Origin of the sequence: Streptomyces sp. RGM 3693 (genome assembly GCF_050471125.1) — a bacterium.
In the GTDB taxonomy this organism is placed as follows: Bacteria; Actinomycetota; Actinomycetes; order Streptomycetales; family Streptomycetaceae; genus Streptomyces.
Genome location: NZ_JBMPPQ010000002.1, coordinates 993,619 through 1,008,120 on the forward strand (window position 1 = coordinate 993,619; position 14,502 = coordinate 1,008,120).

Here is a 14,502-nt window from a genome sequence, read left to right on the forward strand (position 1 = left end):
TCCGCCCCCGCGGCCGGCCGGCCGCGCCGCCCCCGATGTGACCGGAGCCCGCCATCGACGCGTCGCAAGCGCCGCCGCCGCAGCCGCACCAGCCGTCGCAGCCGCACCAGGTACCCCGGGCGCTCTCGCCATCCGCCGGGGCCGGGGCGGCCACCGCATCCCCGGCGTACCCGACGTACCCGCACGCCGCCCCCTTCGCCGCCATCCGCCGCGCCTGGGCCATACGGAGCGCGGTGGTGCTGGTGCCCACGGGGCTGATGTTGTTCTTGGGTGCGTGGGGGATCCGCCGTCAGGACGCCATCTGGCGGGACGAGGCGGTCACCTACGACATGGCGCACCGCAGCCTGCCCGACCTGGGGGCGACGCTGCTGCACGCCGACGTCGTGCACGGCCTGTACTACGCGCTGATGCACTGCTGGTTCGCCTTCTACGACGCCACCCTCGGCGACACCCTCGGCGCGGTGATCGGCCTGCGGCTGCCGTCGGTCGTGGCCATGACGGCCGCCGCGGCCGGGGTGGCCCTGTTGGGGCAGCGCCTGGTCGGGCCGCGCGCCGGGCTGTGCGCGGGGCTGACCTTCGCGCTGGTCCCGGTCGTCCAGCAGTACGCGCAGGAGGGCCGCTCGTACGCGATGGTCTGCGCCCTGGTCGTCTGGGCGTCGTACCTGCTGGTGCTGGCCGTCCGCCCGTCGCCCGACCTTCCCCGTGCCCTCGACTCCTCCCCCTCTCTCCACGTCGATCGAGCGGGGGGACCCCCATGCGCAGGGGAGACCCCGTCCCCCTCGACGGCGCCTCCCCCGGACCCCCATCGGGGCGGCACCTCCCGGCCACGGCCGCGCCGCGCGCTGTGGTGGGGTTACACCGCGCTGCTGCTCCTGGCCTGTCTGCTGCACGAGTTCGCCTCGCTGGCGCTGCCCGCACACGGCGCCGCCGTCGTCCTGGCCCGGCTGCCCCGCCGGGTCCGACGGGCCTGGCTGCTGGCCGCCGGCACCGTGCTCGCCGTCCTCGCCCCGATCGCCGTCTTCAGCACCCGCCAGTCGGCCCAGATCAGTTGGCTGATGTGGCCGGACCCGATCCAGCTCCTGACGTTCGCGGTGCTGGCCGTCCTCGGCGTCCTGTGCGCCCGCGTTCCGGTGCGGTCCCGCGGCCCGATCGGCCTGCGGGCCCTCGGCATCCCGCTGCTCCTCCTCCCCACGGTCCTGCTGCTGCTCCTCTCGAACGTCGAGCCCGCCTACGTGGACCGCTACGTCCTCTACTACGTCGTCGGATTCGCGCTGGTCGCGGGCGCCGCGTCGGCCCGGCTGCTGCGGCCGGCCGGCGCCGCGGGCCAGACCCGCGGCCGGCGACTGCGGCGGCTGGCGGCGGTGGCGCTGGTCCTGATCGCGCTGCTCCCGGTGGACGTCCACCTGCGCAGCCCGGACAGTCGGGTCGACGACGTCACCGCGGTCGCGCAGGCCGTCCGGCAGCTGTCCGAGCCGGGCGACGGGCTGCTCTTCACGCCGTCCCGCCGCCGGATCTGGCGGGCGACCCGGCCGCACGACTTCCGCGGACTGCACGACCTCGCCCTGGACAAGAGCCCGGTGGCGTCCCACACCCTCTACGGGACGGAGCGCTCCGGCGACGAGATCCGCGACCGGATGCTGGCCAGTCGCCGCATCGTGGTCGCCGGGGACCCGGCCGGGCAGCCGGCCGACGACAGCGACCAGGAGATCGCCAAGCGGGCCACGCTGCGCTCCGCGTTCGCGGTCTGCCGCAGCACCGAGGTGCGCGGAGCGCGGATCACGCTCTACGTGCGGGTCGGCGGTCCGGGCGGCGGCGGCCGCTGCTGAGTACGGGACCGAGCCGGTGGGGAGCCGCGGTGGGCCGGGTGGCGGCCGCCGTCACACCAGCCCCGCCGCCTGCTCGTCGAACCCCAGCAGCTCCCGTAGCGCGGTCGTGCCCTCAGGGGTGAGGCGGACCGCCCGCCCGGTCCCGATCCGGCGGATCCAGTGCCGCTCCAGCAGCCCGTCGCAGAGCCGGGCACCGGCCGTGCCGGCGAGGTGCTGCCGGCGTTCGGTCCAGTCAAGACAGCCCCGGGCCGGCGGGCGGCGGCCACCGCGCAGGGTGTCGGACGGGATCCCGAGGGCGTCCGCGAACCACTCCCGGCCGGTGTCCGTGAGCGCGAAACCGCCGTCCTGGTCCAGCAGGCCGCGCGCGGTCATGGTGTCGGTGAGGGCGACGCCGAGCCGGCCGGCCAGGTGGTCGTAACAGGTGCGGCCGCGGGCCAGTGCCGCCGAGGCGTTGACGGCCCGCAGCCCGCGCGGCGCCGCGGCCGGCGGCTCCAGGTGTGCGGTCACCGATTCCAGCAGTTCGGCGACGCGCGGTCCGGCGAGTTGGACGTAGCGGTGCCGGCCCTGCCGCCGTTCGACGAGCAGCCCGCCGTCGATCAGCCGGGACAGGTGCTCGCTGGTGGTGGAGGGCGCCACCCGTGCGTACGCGGCGAGTTCGCCGGCCGTCCAGGCCCGCCCGTCGAGCAGCGCCAGGCAGAACGCGGCCCGGGTGCGGTCCGCCAACAGCGCGGCCAGCCGGGCCAGCTCCTGGCTGTAGTCGGGGGCCGGTACGGGGCGTGCGGGGGAGTCCGCCCCGGCCCCGGCCCTGGCCCCGTCCCGGGCGTCCGCTCGCGCCCGTGCCGGTGGGCCGGCTCCGGGCCGTTCCGGTGTCCGCTTCGGTGACGTCATACGCCCATTGTCCGCAGCAACACTTCGGCGACCACCGACACGTCACCGCCTTACGGTGCCCGCATGACCACCGATACGCGCAGCGGCGCGGGCCGCGAAGACGGCGGGGGCACCGACGACGGCGGGGGCAGGGGCCCGCGTGCGGCCGTCGCGCCGGGACCCGCCCCGCACCTCGCCGCCTTCCACGCGCTCCACCACGATCCGGGCCACCCGCTCCTGCTCCCCAACGCCTGGGACAGCGCCTCGGCCCTCGCCCTCGCCGACGCCGGACACCCGGCGATCGGCACGACCAGCCTGGGCGTCGCGGCCGTGCACGGCTGTCCGGACGGCCAGGGCAGCCCCGAGGCCCGCGCCGCCACGCTGGCCCTGGCCCGCCAGCTCGCAGGCCGGCTGCGCTGCCCGTACACCGTCGACATCGAGGGCGGCTACGGCGACGACCCCGAACAAGTCGCCGCTCTGGCCGCCGAGTTGGCGGATTGCGGCGCGGCGGGGATCAACCTGGAGGACGGGCTCCCCGGCGACGGAGGGCTCCAAGACCCCATCCGTCAGGCCGAGTTGATCCGTGCGGTGAAGGAGCGCACTCCGGGCCTCTTCCTCAACGCCCGGATCGACACGCACTGGTTGGTGGACACCCCGCCGCCCCTGTCGGAGGCCCTCGCCCGGGCCGAGACCTACGTGGCCGCCGGCGCGGACGGCATCTTCGTGCCGGGCGTCACCGCCGAAGCGGAGCTCGCGGTGCTCGTCGGCGGCATCGCCGCGCCCCTGAACGTCCTGTTCGCACCCGGCCGGCACACCGTCCGCCACCTGGCCGACCTCGGCGTCCGCCGCATCAGCACCGGCTCGCTGCTGTTCCGTACGGCCCTGGGGGCGGCCTGCGCGGCAGCGGACGCGCTCCGCACGAGCGGCGCTCGGCCCACCGAGGCCGGGGGAGCGACCCCGACGCCCACGAACGGGCCGGTGGACGACTCCGGGGGCGCGCCGGCGTACGACTTCGGAGCGGTGCTGGCTTACGGGGAGGTGCAGCGCCTCACGGGGGGAGGGGGCGACGACCGGGCCGACCGGGCCGATGGGGGCGACCACGCCGATGGGGGCGACGGGAACGCCTGGCGTTCCCAGGCCGCGGACGGGTCGTGACGGCTGCCGGGGCTGGTTCGGTGAACCGTGACGGCCTTCGGAACTGGCTCGGCGGCTCGTGACGGCTACCGGGGTCGGTTCGGCGACTCGTGCCGTCAGCGGGGCCGGTCGGACGATCCGCGACGGCTGTCGGGGCCTAGCGGGGCCTGCCGGGGCCTAGCGGGACCGGTTCGACGCCTCGTGGCGCCGTCGCTGCACCGCGACGCCCACGCCCACCGCGCCCAGCGCGGCCGCGCCACCGATGAGGCCCGCCTTCGGCAGGTGCTCGGCCTTCTCCGCGAGACCGGCCAGTCCCTCGTCGGGGAGCACGATCGAGGTCCGGCTCTCCGTCGGCGCGGTGGAGTCGGCGGCGAATGCGGCGCCCGTGGGCAGCAGCATGACGGCAAGTGCACCGGTCGCGACGGCGGCGGTGCGGATCACGGAGCGGCGCTGAGCACGCATGGGTACTCCTCGACGGGGGCGGCCGGCGGCCACCCTACGGATGCGGTACGTGTGAGCACGCTACGGAGGGTCCATAACGGCGATCCGTACGTTGTGTAACAGACAGCCCCACCTCTCCGGTCAGTCCTGTGACGAAGCGGCCGGGCAGTCCGCCGCGAGGCGCCGCCCGATGGCCCATTCGCCGCCGGAACGGTCGTCCCGAAGATTCCCTGACCCTGCGCCTTGGGTAGCTTGGTCAGGCTATGTCCGCATTTCGCCCCGTGTGGAGCGCGCCGGTCGCCCGCCCTCGTACCCCGGCGCCCGTTCCCCGTGCCCTGGCCGCACCCCGTGCCCTGGCCGCTCCCCTCGTCCTCGCCGCGGTCATCCCCCTGGCTCTCCTCGCCGGCTGTGCCAGCCCCGAGGGGCTCAAGGACGAGGGCCGGGCGCGCCGCGTCAACGCGCCGCTGGAGCTGTGGCCGCGGTATTCGCCCGCCCCGCTGCGCGAGAACGAGAACCCGGTCGCCCTCAAGCCGCTCCCCGCCCTCCCGCGCGTCCCGAGCGGCAACATGGCCGACGCCGACCCGCTCGCCGTCCTCGACGCGGACTTCACCGCGTCCGGCGGCACCCCGCCCGCGCCCGGTTCCGTGCGCCGCCCGGAGCTGCACGACCTCACCGACGACGGCAAGCCCGACCTGATCGCGGTCGTCGACCTCGGTGACCGCACCAGCGAACTGCGCGTCTACACGGTCCGGAAGACGGTGGTCACCCGGGTCCTCGCGCTGCGCGCCGTACTGGCCGGCGTGGAGCTCGCCGCCGGCCACCTCGCGATCCGCGAACCCACCAAGGACCCGCGCTACGTCAGCGTCACCGACTACGTCTGGGACGGCCGGTCGATGGGCCTGTGGGACCTCACCCTCGACCTGGCCCGCAAACCCAAACCCGCCTCGCCGGCCCCCGGCCCAGCGGGGAATCCCCGGTGAGGCGCCCCCGCCCGGCGCTCTCCCTCCGCTGGAAGATCTCGCTGACCGTGGCGGCGGTGTGCTGCGCGGTCGCCGCCGTCCTCGGGGTGCTCGTGCACAACGCGGTGGCTCGCCAGACCGTCGGTCAGGTCCGCAAGGAGACCCGCGCGGACCTGGACACCGCACTGGACCTCTTCGAGTACGGCACCTCGCGCGAAGGCATCAACTCCGTCCTCGACCCGCCCGAACTACCCGACGCGCTACGGCAGTTGGTACGCAAGGGGCGGCGCGGCAGCATGGTCGGCAGCTATCGCGGCCGGCCCGTCATGTGGGCGGCGGCACCCGCCGACGACCAGATCATGGCCGTCTGGTCGCCCTACGGGAACACCCGCTGGACCCTGGACAAGTTCGACACCGCGATCCTCGGTTCGGCCGTCCTCGCCGCCGCGGCCGTTGCCACGGCGGGCCTCTTCCTGGCCCGCCACATCAGCCGCCGGCTGACCACCACGGCGGCCGTCGCCCGCCGGATCAGCGCCGGCGACCTGGACGCCAGAGTCGGCGAAACCGCAGGTCAGCGCCGGCTCGGTGGGCGGGCGGCGCAGGACGAGGTGGCCGCGGTGGCGGCCGCCCTGGACTCCATGGCCGCCACCCTCCAGAGCCGCCTCCAGGCCGAACAGCGCTTCACCGCCGATGTCGCCCACGAACTGCGCACCCCGCTCACCGGCATCCTCGCCTCCGCCGCGCTCCTCCCGGAAGGCCGTCCCAAGGAGATGATCAACGACCGGCTGCGCGCCCTGCACCGGCTCACCGAGGACCTGCTGGAGATCTCCCGACTGGACTCCGGCACCGAGCACGCGGACCTCGCCGCCTACGAACTCGGCCCGCTGGTCCTGCGCTCCGTCCGCGCCACCGGCCTCGATGCCGACGTGCGGATCCACGCCGACCCGGTCGTCGAAACGGACCGGCGCCGCCTGGACCGCATCCTCGCCAATCTCGTCCTCAACGCCCACCGCCACGGCCGGCCGCCGGTCACGGTCACCGTCGACGCCCCGCCCGGCGGCACCCCGACGATCGTCGTCCGCGACCACGGCCCCGGGTATCCCGCCGAACTGCTCCACCACGGTCCGCAGCGCTTCCGCACCGACGCCCCGGGCCGGGGCCGGGGCCACGGACTCGGCCTGACCATCGCCGTCGGACAGGCCGCCGTACTCGGCATCGACCTCCACTTCGGCAACGCCCCCGACGGCGGCGCCCGCGCCGTCCTGACCTTCCCGCCACATCCCCCGGCGGGGACCGGCACCACGCCGTAACGGGCCGGTCGTGCCGGTCATGCGGGGCGTGCCGGTCGCGCCAGTCGTGCCGCGCGGGGCCAGGCCAGGCGCGGCCGCCACGGCATGCCAGCCGCGTCAGGCCGGCCGCGTCAGACCCGCCGCGTCAGACCCGCCGCGTCAGACCCGCCACGTCCGGCCGGCCGCGTCAGACCCGCCACGTCCGGCCGGCCGCGTCAGACCCGCCACGTCCGGCCGGCCGCGTCACGCCGACCACGTCAGGCCGTGCGCCGGTGCCTCACCACACCGATCTCTCACCACACTGATGTCTCACCACACTGATACCTACGCCTCACCAATCGATGTCGTCCGGCGGCTCCGGCAGCACCTCGTCCTCCTCGAACACCGCTGTCGGGGCCGCCACGGCTGCCGTCGCCTTCGCCGCTCCGGCCGCCTCCGCTCCGGCCGCCCCTGCCGAGCTTGCCGCTCCTGCCTCTGCCGTCGCTGCCGTCGCTGCCGGCCCCGGCGTCCCGGCCGCGGCTCCCCCTCCGGTCAGCACCTCCAGAATCTGCTCTCCGTACTTGGCGAGCTTGTTCTCCCCCACTCCGCTGATGGCGCCCAGCTCGGTGATGCTCGTCGGGCGTGCCACCGCGATCTCCCGCAGCGTCGCGTCGTGGAAGATCACATACGCGGGGACGCCCTGCTCCTTGGCCGTACTGCCGCGCCAGCCGCGCAGCTCCTCGAAGACCGGCAGCGCCTCCTCCGGCAGATCCACCGGCGCCCGCTTGCCCTTGCTCTTCGCCTTGGCCGCCCGCGCCGGCTTCTCCGGCTCCCGCCGCATCGCCACCTCGCGCTGCCCGCGCAGCACCTCGCCGCTGATCTCGGTGAGCACCAGCGTCCCGTAATCCCCCTCCACGGCCAGCAGTCCCTGGGCGAGCAACTGCCGCACCACGCCGCGCCATTCGGCCTCGCGCAGATCCGCCCCGATCCCGAAGACGCTCAGCGCATCGTGGTCGAACTGAATGACCTTGGCGGTCTTCCGGCCCAGCAGGATGTCGATGATCTGCCCCGCCCCGAACTTCTGGCCCCGCTCGCGCTTCAGCCGCACGATCGTCGACAGCAGCTTCTGCGCCGGCACCGTCCCGTCCCAGGTCTGCGGTGGCGTGAGGCAGGTGTCGCAGTTGCCGCACGGGCCGCTCTCCTGGTCGAAGTACGCCAGCAGCTGGATGCGCCGGCACTCCACCGTCTCGCACAGCGCCAGCATCGCGTCCAGGTGGGCGGAGAGCCGGCGTCGGTGTGCGTCGTCCCCCTCCGACCCGTCGATCATCTTCCGCTGCTGCACCACGTCCTGTAGCCCGTACGCCAGCCAGGCCGTGGACGGCTGGCCGTCCCGCCCCGCGCGGCCGGTCTCCTGGTAGTACCCCTCGACAGACTTCGGCAGGTCCAGGTGGGCCACGAACCGCACGTCGGGCTTGTCGATACCCATCCCGAACGCGATGGTGGCGACCACGACCAGGCCGTCCTCGCGCAGGAACCGCGCCTGGTTCTCCGCGCGCACGCGGGCGTCCAGCCCCGCGTGGTACGGCACCGCGGCGATCCCGTTGTCCACCAGGAACTGTGCGGTCTTCTCCACCGAGGCGCGGGACAGGCAGTACACGATCCCGGCGTCCCCGGCGTGCTCGCTGCGCAGCAGCTCCAGCAGCTGCCGCTTGGGCTCGCTCTTCGCTGCGATCCGGTACTGGATGTTGGGCCGGTCGAAGCTCGCCACGAAGTGCCGGGCCTCGTCCATCCGCAGCCGGGACGTGATCTCGGTGTGGGTCGCCTTCGTCGCCGTCGCGGTCAGCGCGATCCGCGGCACGTCCGGCCAGCGGTCGTGCAGCATCGACAGCATGAGGTAGTCCGGCCGGAAGTCGTGGCCCCACTGCGCCACACAGTGCGCCTCGTCGATGGCGAAGAGCGCGATCTTGCCCCGGTCCAGCAGCTGCACCGTCTGCTCGACCCGCAGCCGCTCCGGCGCCAGATACAGCAGGTCCAGCTCGCCGGCCAGGAACTCGGCCTCGACCAGCCGCCGCTCCTCAAGATCCTGCGTCGAATTCAGGAACCCGGCCCGCACCCCCAGCGCCCGCAGCGCATCGACCTGGTCCTGCATCAACGCGATCAGCGGCGAGACGACCACCCCGACGCCCGGCCGCACCAACGAGGGGATCTGGTAGCACAGCGACTTTCCCCCGCCGGTGGGCATCAGGACGACGGCGTCCCCGCCGCCGATCACCTGCTCGATGATCTCCTGCTGATCCCCGCGGAACGCGTCGTACCCGAACACCCGGCGCAGCGTCTGCACCGCCTCGCCCGCACCCGGGGCACCTGCCACGTCCACATCCACGTCGATTTCCACGCCCACGACCACTCCCACGTCCGCCGGAACCACCCCGAAAGCGTACGAGCTCCGACGCCCCCGCCGTCGACCCTGTGGATAACTCCACCCGCAGGTGACACCCCCCGAGCAATAACCGCTGCTCAAGACAAGAACGCCTCAGCCAACAACCTGGCCCCACCCTCCAGCGGCGGGACGCCTGGATGCCGGAACGTCGGGACGTCGGGATCACACGTACGTTCGCAGCTCCCGCCGGATCGCGATGTTGCGCTGGACGCAGTAGCCCCACAGCGACGGTCTTCGCCACGGGACACCGCGCGAAGCACGAGACGCCGGGTGAGCGGCCGAGCCACCGATCCAGGAACGAGACGACCGCGCAACCGCAAGACCTTCCGGACGTACGTGACTCCAGGCCGGAGGTCGGGGCCGGGGGACGCCGTGGGCGCCTCTCTGCTGGCCCGCGCCTGTCATGCTCTCGTCGCCCGCCTGCTTCCGCCCGCGGCGCCGGATGCCTCCCCGCCGCCGGCCTCGGGCTTCGCCACCGATGTCCACGCTCCGTGCCGCGCGCCTATTCTGCGTCTCCCTGTCTCTTGATCAACGGATCTCGCCGAGCCACCACCAGACCTCCAACGAGGAGCACGGCAGCCATAACAGTCGCCGGAACCGAGCCAGGCTCATGGAACGGCCATGCCCACACGTGTGGATGCCCGCTCGGCCTTATGCCGAATGACGCGCAGGCAAAGGGGAACAACGCGACGGCGACGTTGGCCGCACCCGGCCCGCCAACCCACCGGATCAGCAGAGCCAGGCCCAGATAGCCGGCAAAGTCCCGGCCCATCGCGACTCCCGTCGTGCGGCCGCACCACGCCTCCAATACGCCCACCAGGCAGGCCAGTGCCACCAGTCCGGCCATGGCCGCCGCGTCGCATGCCCCGACAGGCCGCACCGCAACCTTCTCCGCTTCCATGTCCCCTCTGGACTGACCGTGCAATATCAGACATACCGGCAACAGTGGCAACAACAGCGGGACTGGCAAGGGAATCGACACCGTTCCGAACACGAGCGGAATCGGCAACGCAACAGACGGAGCAGCCGCCCCCAGCACCATCACAACCGTCAGCGCCCCGCATACCGCAGGGAGCATCCGGATACGAGCCCACAGGTTCACCGGGCAGCACCCGCAGCAAAGTGCTCTGGGGCGAGGTCGGGTTGTTTGTCGCATCGGGTGAGTGTGGCGGCGTTACGGTGGAACCAGCGCTGCTGTCCAACTAGGGGAAGGTGCCGTACCTGCTGCGCCAGCCGCACTTCGGCCTCGGCGTAGGCGCCCTCAACGTCCTGGGGCGGTGTCCCAGCAGTGAGCACCAGCCACGCCATCACGGGTCCGGTTGCCTGGCTCCCCGGCCATTGTCCGGCGCGCGCGCACGGCGGAATGTCCTGCGGGACAGCGCTGAACGCCACTACGGAGGCGACCTCGCCCTGACGGGGCGCTGCCGACATCACCTTGACCTTCTGCGCGGGGTGCACCCCCGCCGCCTCCAGGTTGCGCCGCGCTGCAGAGCCCCACTTCTCGATGCTCAGCGCTGCTCCTTGCTGCTCGGGCCACAGGCATACCCCGCTCGGCCCGGTGCGGCAATCAAGCTCGGCAAGGTCACGGGGCTGTGCAGAGCGGTAGCCCATGGGGGCGACCATGACGCATCCTGTCGTCAGGGCCAGACCCAGAACCGCCGGACCCAGCAGCCGCCGCACGCCACTCATATTGATCCACGCCGCGCACGCAATCGTCACGCCGACGGCGACGATGGCCGCCGCACCGAGCCCCCTGCCATCGGGCACCTGATCGAGTGCGCAACATTCATTGAAATTATGGCCGTTGAGCTGTCGTAGCCATGGCGGGTTGCCCATGGCAGCCGGGAAGGCCATCCACAGAAAGCTGGCAATCAGCGCGGCGGGAGCAGCCAGCAGTCGGGGAAGAATCAGTCCTGCTGTGTATCCCGCAGCGGTGTGCGCGACAACTACAGCTATCTCAACGGTGAGCAGTACGAAGGATGACCATGCGGGAAGCCCTGAAGCCTGCGGTGCAGAGAGAACCACCCCCAGCATCACCGAAAGGGCACCTAGGAACGCAACGGGCCACAGCACCGAAATAGCTATGTTCAGCGGGGTCCTGGAGGGGGCACTTTCCAGCATTCCCGAACGCTTGACCCGTGCACCCTCCCACGCAGCACATGCTGCGCAAGCCGGGGCGATGAAACCCAACAGGAAGCTGCTCTGTGCAGTGACAGACTCCCAGTATCCGTCGGTGATCCACCGACGGATGTTGCCGCTGTATGCGAGCAACCAGGGAATGAGGACGATAGCTGCTCGCGGAGCTGTGGAGGTCCTCAGGACCGTCTTCACGTACATGCTCAGACCTCCGCCGCGAAGATGGTGGCGTAGGCGGCTTCCGCCTGCCGCTCCGCAGGAGTGCCGGCCGGCGCCAGTTCCAGAAACGAATCAACTGTCCCCTGATGCCTGACGCGACCTTGCCCAAGAACGACAACGCTCTGGTAGATGTCGGCGAGGTCCTCGGTCTGGTGGGTGGACACCACCACGGCCACCGTGGAGCACAGCTTCCCGACGAGATCTCTGAACGTCGCGCGTTGCATGGGGTCAAGCCCGGCTGTCGGCTCGTCCATGAGAACGATTTCGGCACTGTGCACCAACGCCTGAGCAATGCCCAGACGCCGCTTCTGCCCTCCGGATAACTCCGTGCTGCGCCGCGTCGACAGGTCTGCAAGGCCGACCTTGTTCAAAGCCTCCTTGGAGGAGTTCCATGCGTCGACGCGGGTCATGCCCTTCAGCCACCCGGCATGCGCCACCTGTTCGCGGACCCGCAGCCCCGGTATCGGCTTGATCTGCTGGGGAAGCCAGGCGACTTTACGGCGGTATGCCTTGATGTCCTTGCGATTGCGAGAGTCTAGGCCACTAATACGGACATGCCCGGAACGGGGCTGCAATGCAGATGCCGCAAGCCCTAGGAGGGTTGACTTGCCTGCGCCATTGGGCCCGAGCAGGACCGTCGCACCGTGACCGAGGGACAGACTCAGGCCCTCCAGGACAGGCAACCCTCGACGATACATAAATGAGCAGTCACTGATACTGATCGGCACGGTGCTTCCAGGGTGAGGTAGGGGGGAGAGACGAATACCCGACACCGCCCAGGGGCTCTGGGCGGCGCCGGGCGAAGAGAGCGCAGCTAGTACTTGACCACGACGCTTCTCACGTTGATCGTGTGGTTGCCTTCATAAGCGAAGTAGTATTCCCCCTTCGTGCCCATTGCGCCCCACGAGTCGGTCGTGCAGTCCATGCTGTGCATGCCCTGGCTGCTGTCGGGCCAGTAGTCGATCGCGCGGTACAGGTTGATGTTCACTGCGCCCGCGCCGCCGAAGTTGCAGCCGGATAACCCGATGGTGGTCGCGTTTCCGTCCTTGTGGTTGTCCGTCCAGCGGCGGGACTCAGCACCGTTGGTCCAGTTGGTTATGTAGCTCGACCACTGTCCCTCGGCCCAGGACGGAACGGTCCCTGCGACCGTGGCCGCCAGGATCACTCCGGCGACGAGAGTCGCCTTACGACGCGTTGAGATCGGCTTGTTCTCCACGGATATCCCTCCCCTTGAGTTTGGAAAGTGCACCGCCCCTGTGGGCGTTATGTGCCCTGGCTCCACAGTGGAAGCCAGCCGTGATCGTGACCCATGCCAGGCAGTGCCGTCGTGCAACCGTAGGAAACGCGCCACCTTTTGGCCGTGAGGGCACCTTCATATTCACTTCGGTGTCCGTTGAGGTAATTGGCCTACAAGGTGGCCTTTCGTAGATCCGGTCCATGAACTGTTCGCCGCGCATGTGGGGCGGCGAACAGGTGTCGTCAAAGATTCCGCCGCGGAGCGCGAACCCGCCGCAGACCTTTACGGCCTTCTCTTCAAGACGGTTGGCGCCCGATGCGGATTTGGATCTTCCGCAATAACGCGGCGGAGACCGGATGCTGGCCAGCTCTTGTCACCAGGCGAACGGTCTGACCTGCCCTGATTGGATCGGACGGTGGTCGGTCGTCGTTCGAAGCTGTCAGGCTCCAGACTCACTACGACAAGCGCAGCAACAGCGCTCGGTGCCGGGTGGTGCTCGCCAGCGGCACGATCGGCACAACGGCCCGGATCGCTACCGAAGAGATCCGGGCCGGCCGATTCCCTTGGTCAGCAGCATGCGGCTGCGTACTCGATCCAGCGTATGACGCCCAGTACCGGATAGTTCGCTCACGCATCGCGCACACATCGCGCACGCACGAAGCCTGCGTCGTGGCGGGTAAAGGCGCAGCTGGCGGCCGGGCCGGCCCACTCAGGCGGGCGATGGCGCGGACGCCTCGGCACCGAGGGCCAACCCCAAATCGCCCCCCAACGGTGTTGGTGGGGCGCTGGGCTGTGTGCAGGGGCGTTCAGCTGCGTTCGTGGGCGGTTTGCCTACGGGAAGGGCCCGGCGCACGGTCTCGGCTGGACGACGGTGCGCAGGGCTGAATGCGGCGGCGACTGCGTCGGCGACTGCGACGGGGACCGAGACAGACGGCCGTGCTCCTCGCCGCGGTACCGGAGACGGCCCGCGGCCAGCTGTCGAAACCGCCGCACTCGTGGGAGCTAGGCGGCCTTGGACCGCGCGGCACACATGCCCGAGGTGGGCTCCTGTGCATCCTCGGGCAGGAAGGTCTCGTCTTCCCCGAAGTCCGGGGCCTGGAAGGGGTTTGTCGTCGGAGGCGGCGATGCTGCGGTGGCGCGGCGGGGTTGCCCTTCCGGGGCGGAGAACAGCGATGTCAGATCGATGAGAGGTCTCCCTTTTCGTTACAGGCCCCTGAGGGGGCCTGGCGTGCCGTGACCGGGCACAGCGGTCCTACAGCTTGGTCATCTTGGCGTACGGGCTCAAGATCCGCATTCGCGACGAGCCGAAATCGACGAGCGCCGCGACTCCCTCTTCGATGCCGATCACTCGGCCGAGGCCGTACATGTCGTGTGTGACCTGGTCGCCCACGGTGAAGTGCTTGGGCGCAGGCGCGACCGGAACCTTGAAGGGGCTGGTAGGCAAATGACGCTTCGGTGCAGCAGGCTTTGTCATTGCCCCCAGTATGCGCCTACGTGTGTCCCGTTGGCTGTGGCCGTCCACACTCGCTGCTCGGCACCGACCCGGACGGCAACGGCGGCTTTGGGCGCGAGGGCAGGGAAACATGCCACGAGGGTGGTGTCCTGCGACCGGGTCTCCGGCCGCCTCGCGGGTCGAGGAGCCCCAGGTCAGCAGCGCTCATCGTGGACGGCCGGGAGGTGTACGAGGACGCCCCCAAGGCCGACGCCGGCGCCCGGACCGCCGCGCTCGACTCGACATGGTCCGTGCCCTACGGCGGCATCGCAAAGAGGAGATCGGCCGCCCGCCGATCCGCTTACGCACCGCTCGCACCGCTCATGCAAACGGCCCCGGACGAGGAGTCCGAGGCCGGATGGAACGCCTCCCTGGGGAAGAAACCCCAGGTCAACGGCTTGATGCAGGTGCCCCCGGCAGGATTCGAACCTGCGACACCCGCTTTAGGAGAGCGGTGCTCTATCCCCTGAGCTACGGAGGCGG

Annotated in this window: 12 protein-coding genes and 1 tRNA gene; 4 read left to right on the forward strand and 9 right to left on the reverse strand. The window is 71.2% G+C overall.

Translation table 11 applies throughout. The features are described 5' to 3' along the window. The first annotated feature begins 233 nt into the window (after nucleotides 1-233). Nucleotides 234-1,826 carry a glycosyltransferase family 39 protein gene (locus tag ACO0M4_RS21820; RefSeq protein WP_430372526.1) on the forward strand — a complete coding sequence of 531 codons (1,593 nt, stop codon included), beginning with the start codon at nucleotides 234-236 and terminating at the stop codon, nucleotides 1,824-1,826. 51 nt (nucleotides 1,827-1,877) lie between these two features. Here the strand turns inward: ACO0M4_RS21820 and ACO0M4_RS21825 are convergent, their stop codons facing one another. Then, nucleotides 1,878-2,714, reverse strand: a complete 837-nt coding sequence (locus ACO0M4_RS21825; protein WP_430372528.1) for an ArsR/SmtB family transcription factor — start codon at nucleotides 2,712-2,714, stop codon at nucleotides 1,878-1,880. 63 nt (nucleotides 2,715-2,777) lie between these two features. On the opposite strand from ACO0M4_RS21825, the gene ACO0M4_RS21830 reads away from it, so the two are divergent. Continuing rightward, nucleotides 2,778-3,848, forward strand: a complete 1,071-nt coding sequence (locus ACO0M4_RS21830; RefSeq protein ID WP_430372529.1) for an isocitrate lyase/PEP mutase family protein — start codon at nucleotides 2,778-2,780, stop codon at nucleotides 3,846-3,848. 156 nt (nucleotides 3,849-4,004) lie between these two features. Here the strand turns inward: ACO0M4_RS21830 and ACO0M4_RS21835 are convergent, their stop codons facing one another. Beyond that, entirely contained in the window at nucleotides 4,005-4,289 is a 285-nt protein-coding gene (locus tag ACO0M4_RS21835; protein WP_430372530.1) for a hypothetical protein, read from the reverse strand. Nucleotides 4,290-4,531: 242 nt separating this feature from the next. On the opposite strand from ACO0M4_RS21835, the gene ACO0M4_RS21840 reads away from it, so the two are divergent. Together ACO0M4_RS21840 and ACO0M4_RS21845 are read left to right on the forward strand one after the other, a co-directional pair. After that, nucleotides 4,532-5,248 carry a hypothetical protein gene (locus ACO0M4_RS21840; RefSeq protein WP_430372532.1) on the forward strand — a complete coding sequence of 239 codons (717 nt, stop codon included), beginning with the start codon at nucleotides 4,532-4,534 and terminating at the stop codon, nucleotides 5,246-5,248. Continuing rightward, the gene (locus tag ACO0M4_RS21845; RefSeq protein ID WP_430372534.1) at nucleotides 5,245-6,537 is read left to right on the forward strand and encodes a sensor histidine kinase; all 1,293 of its coding nucleotides are present in this window, start codon (nucleotides 5,245-5,247) and stop codon (nucleotides 6,535-6,537) included. Before ACO0M4_RS21840 ends, ACO0M4_RS21845 begins: the two co-directional genes overlap by 4 nt. Nucleotides 6,538-6,847: 310 nt before the next feature. Here the strand turns inward: ACO0M4_RS21845 and recQ are convergent, their stop codons facing one another. From recQ to ACO0M4_RS21880, 7 genes are all read right to left on the reverse strand, one after another. After that, on the reverse strand, nucleotides 6,848-8,890 hold the full coding sequence (recQ, locus tag ACO0M4_RS21850; protein WP_430373887.1) for a DNA helicase RecQ: 2,043 nt from the start codon (nucleotides 8,888-8,890) through the stop codon (nucleotides 6,848-6,850). A 547-nt stretch (nucleotides 8,891-9,437) separates the two neighbouring features. Next, nucleotides 9,438-10,037, reverse strand: a complete 600-nt coding sequence (locus ACO0M4_RS21855) for a hypothetical protein (RefSeq protein ID WP_430372536.1) — start codon at nucleotides 10,035-10,037, stop codon at nucleotides 9,438-9,440. Beyond that, entirely contained in the window at nucleotides 10,034-11,272 is a 1,239-nt protein-coding gene (locus ACO0M4_RS21860) for a DUF7224 domain-containing protein (RefSeq protein WP_430372538.1), read from the reverse strand. Before ACO0M4_RS21860 ends, ACO0M4_RS21855 begins: the two co-directional genes overlap by 4 nt. A gap of 2 nt (nucleotides 11,273-11,274) precedes the next feature. Then, on the reverse strand, nucleotides 11,275-12,018 hold the full coding sequence (locus ACO0M4_RS21865) for an ATP-binding cassette domain-containing protein (protein ID WP_430372539.1): 744 nt from the start codon (nucleotides 12,016-12,018) through the stop codon (nucleotides 11,275-11,277). An 86-nt stretch (nucleotides 12,019-12,104) separates the two neighbouring features. Next, a complete protein-coding gene (locus ACO0M4_RS21870) occupies nucleotides 12,105-12,506 on the reverse strand; it encodes a hypothetical protein (RefSeq protein ID WP_430372541.1) in 402 nt (133 codons plus the stop codon). Nucleotides 12,507-13,779: 1,273 nt separating this feature from the next. Continuing rightward, nucleotides 13,780-14,001, reverse strand: coding sequence for a CarD family transcriptional regulator (locus ACO0M4_RS21875; protein WP_430372542.1), 222 nt, complete (start codon nucleotides 13,999-14,001; stop codon nucleotides 13,780-13,782). Between the two features lie 426 nt (nucleotides 14,002-14,427). After that, a tRNA-Arg gene (locus tag ACO0M4_RS21880) sits at nucleotides 14,428-14,500 on the reverse strand. Nucleotides 14,501-14,502 lie beyond the last annotated feature (2 nt).

Coding starts and splice junctions, on each gene's coding strand:
- ACO0M4_RS21825 (WP_430372528.1), bottom strand. CDS start 2,714: ATGACGTCACCGAAGCGGACACCGGAACGGCCCGGAGCCGGCCCACCG.
- ACO0M4_RS21830 (WP_430372529.1), top strand. CDS start 2,778: ATGACCACCGATACGCGCAGCGGCGCGGGCCGCGAAGACGGCGGGGGC.
- ACO0M4_RS21835 (WP_430372530.1), bottom strand. CDS start 4,289: ATGCGTGCTCAGCGCCGCTCCGTGATCCGCACCGCCGCCGTCGCGACC.
- ACO0M4_RS21840 (WP_430372532.1), top strand. CDS start 4,532: ATGTCCGCATTTCGCCCCGTGTGGAGCGCGCCGGTCGCCCGCCCTCGT.
- ACO0M4_RS21860 (WP_430372538.1), bottom strand. CDS start 11,272: ATGTACGTGAAGACGGTCCTGAGGACCTCCACAGCTCCGCGAGCAGCT.
- ACO0M4_RS21875 (WP_430372542.1), bottom strand. CDS start 14,001: ATGACAAAGCCTGCTGCACCGAAGCGTCATTTGCCTACCAGCCCCTTC.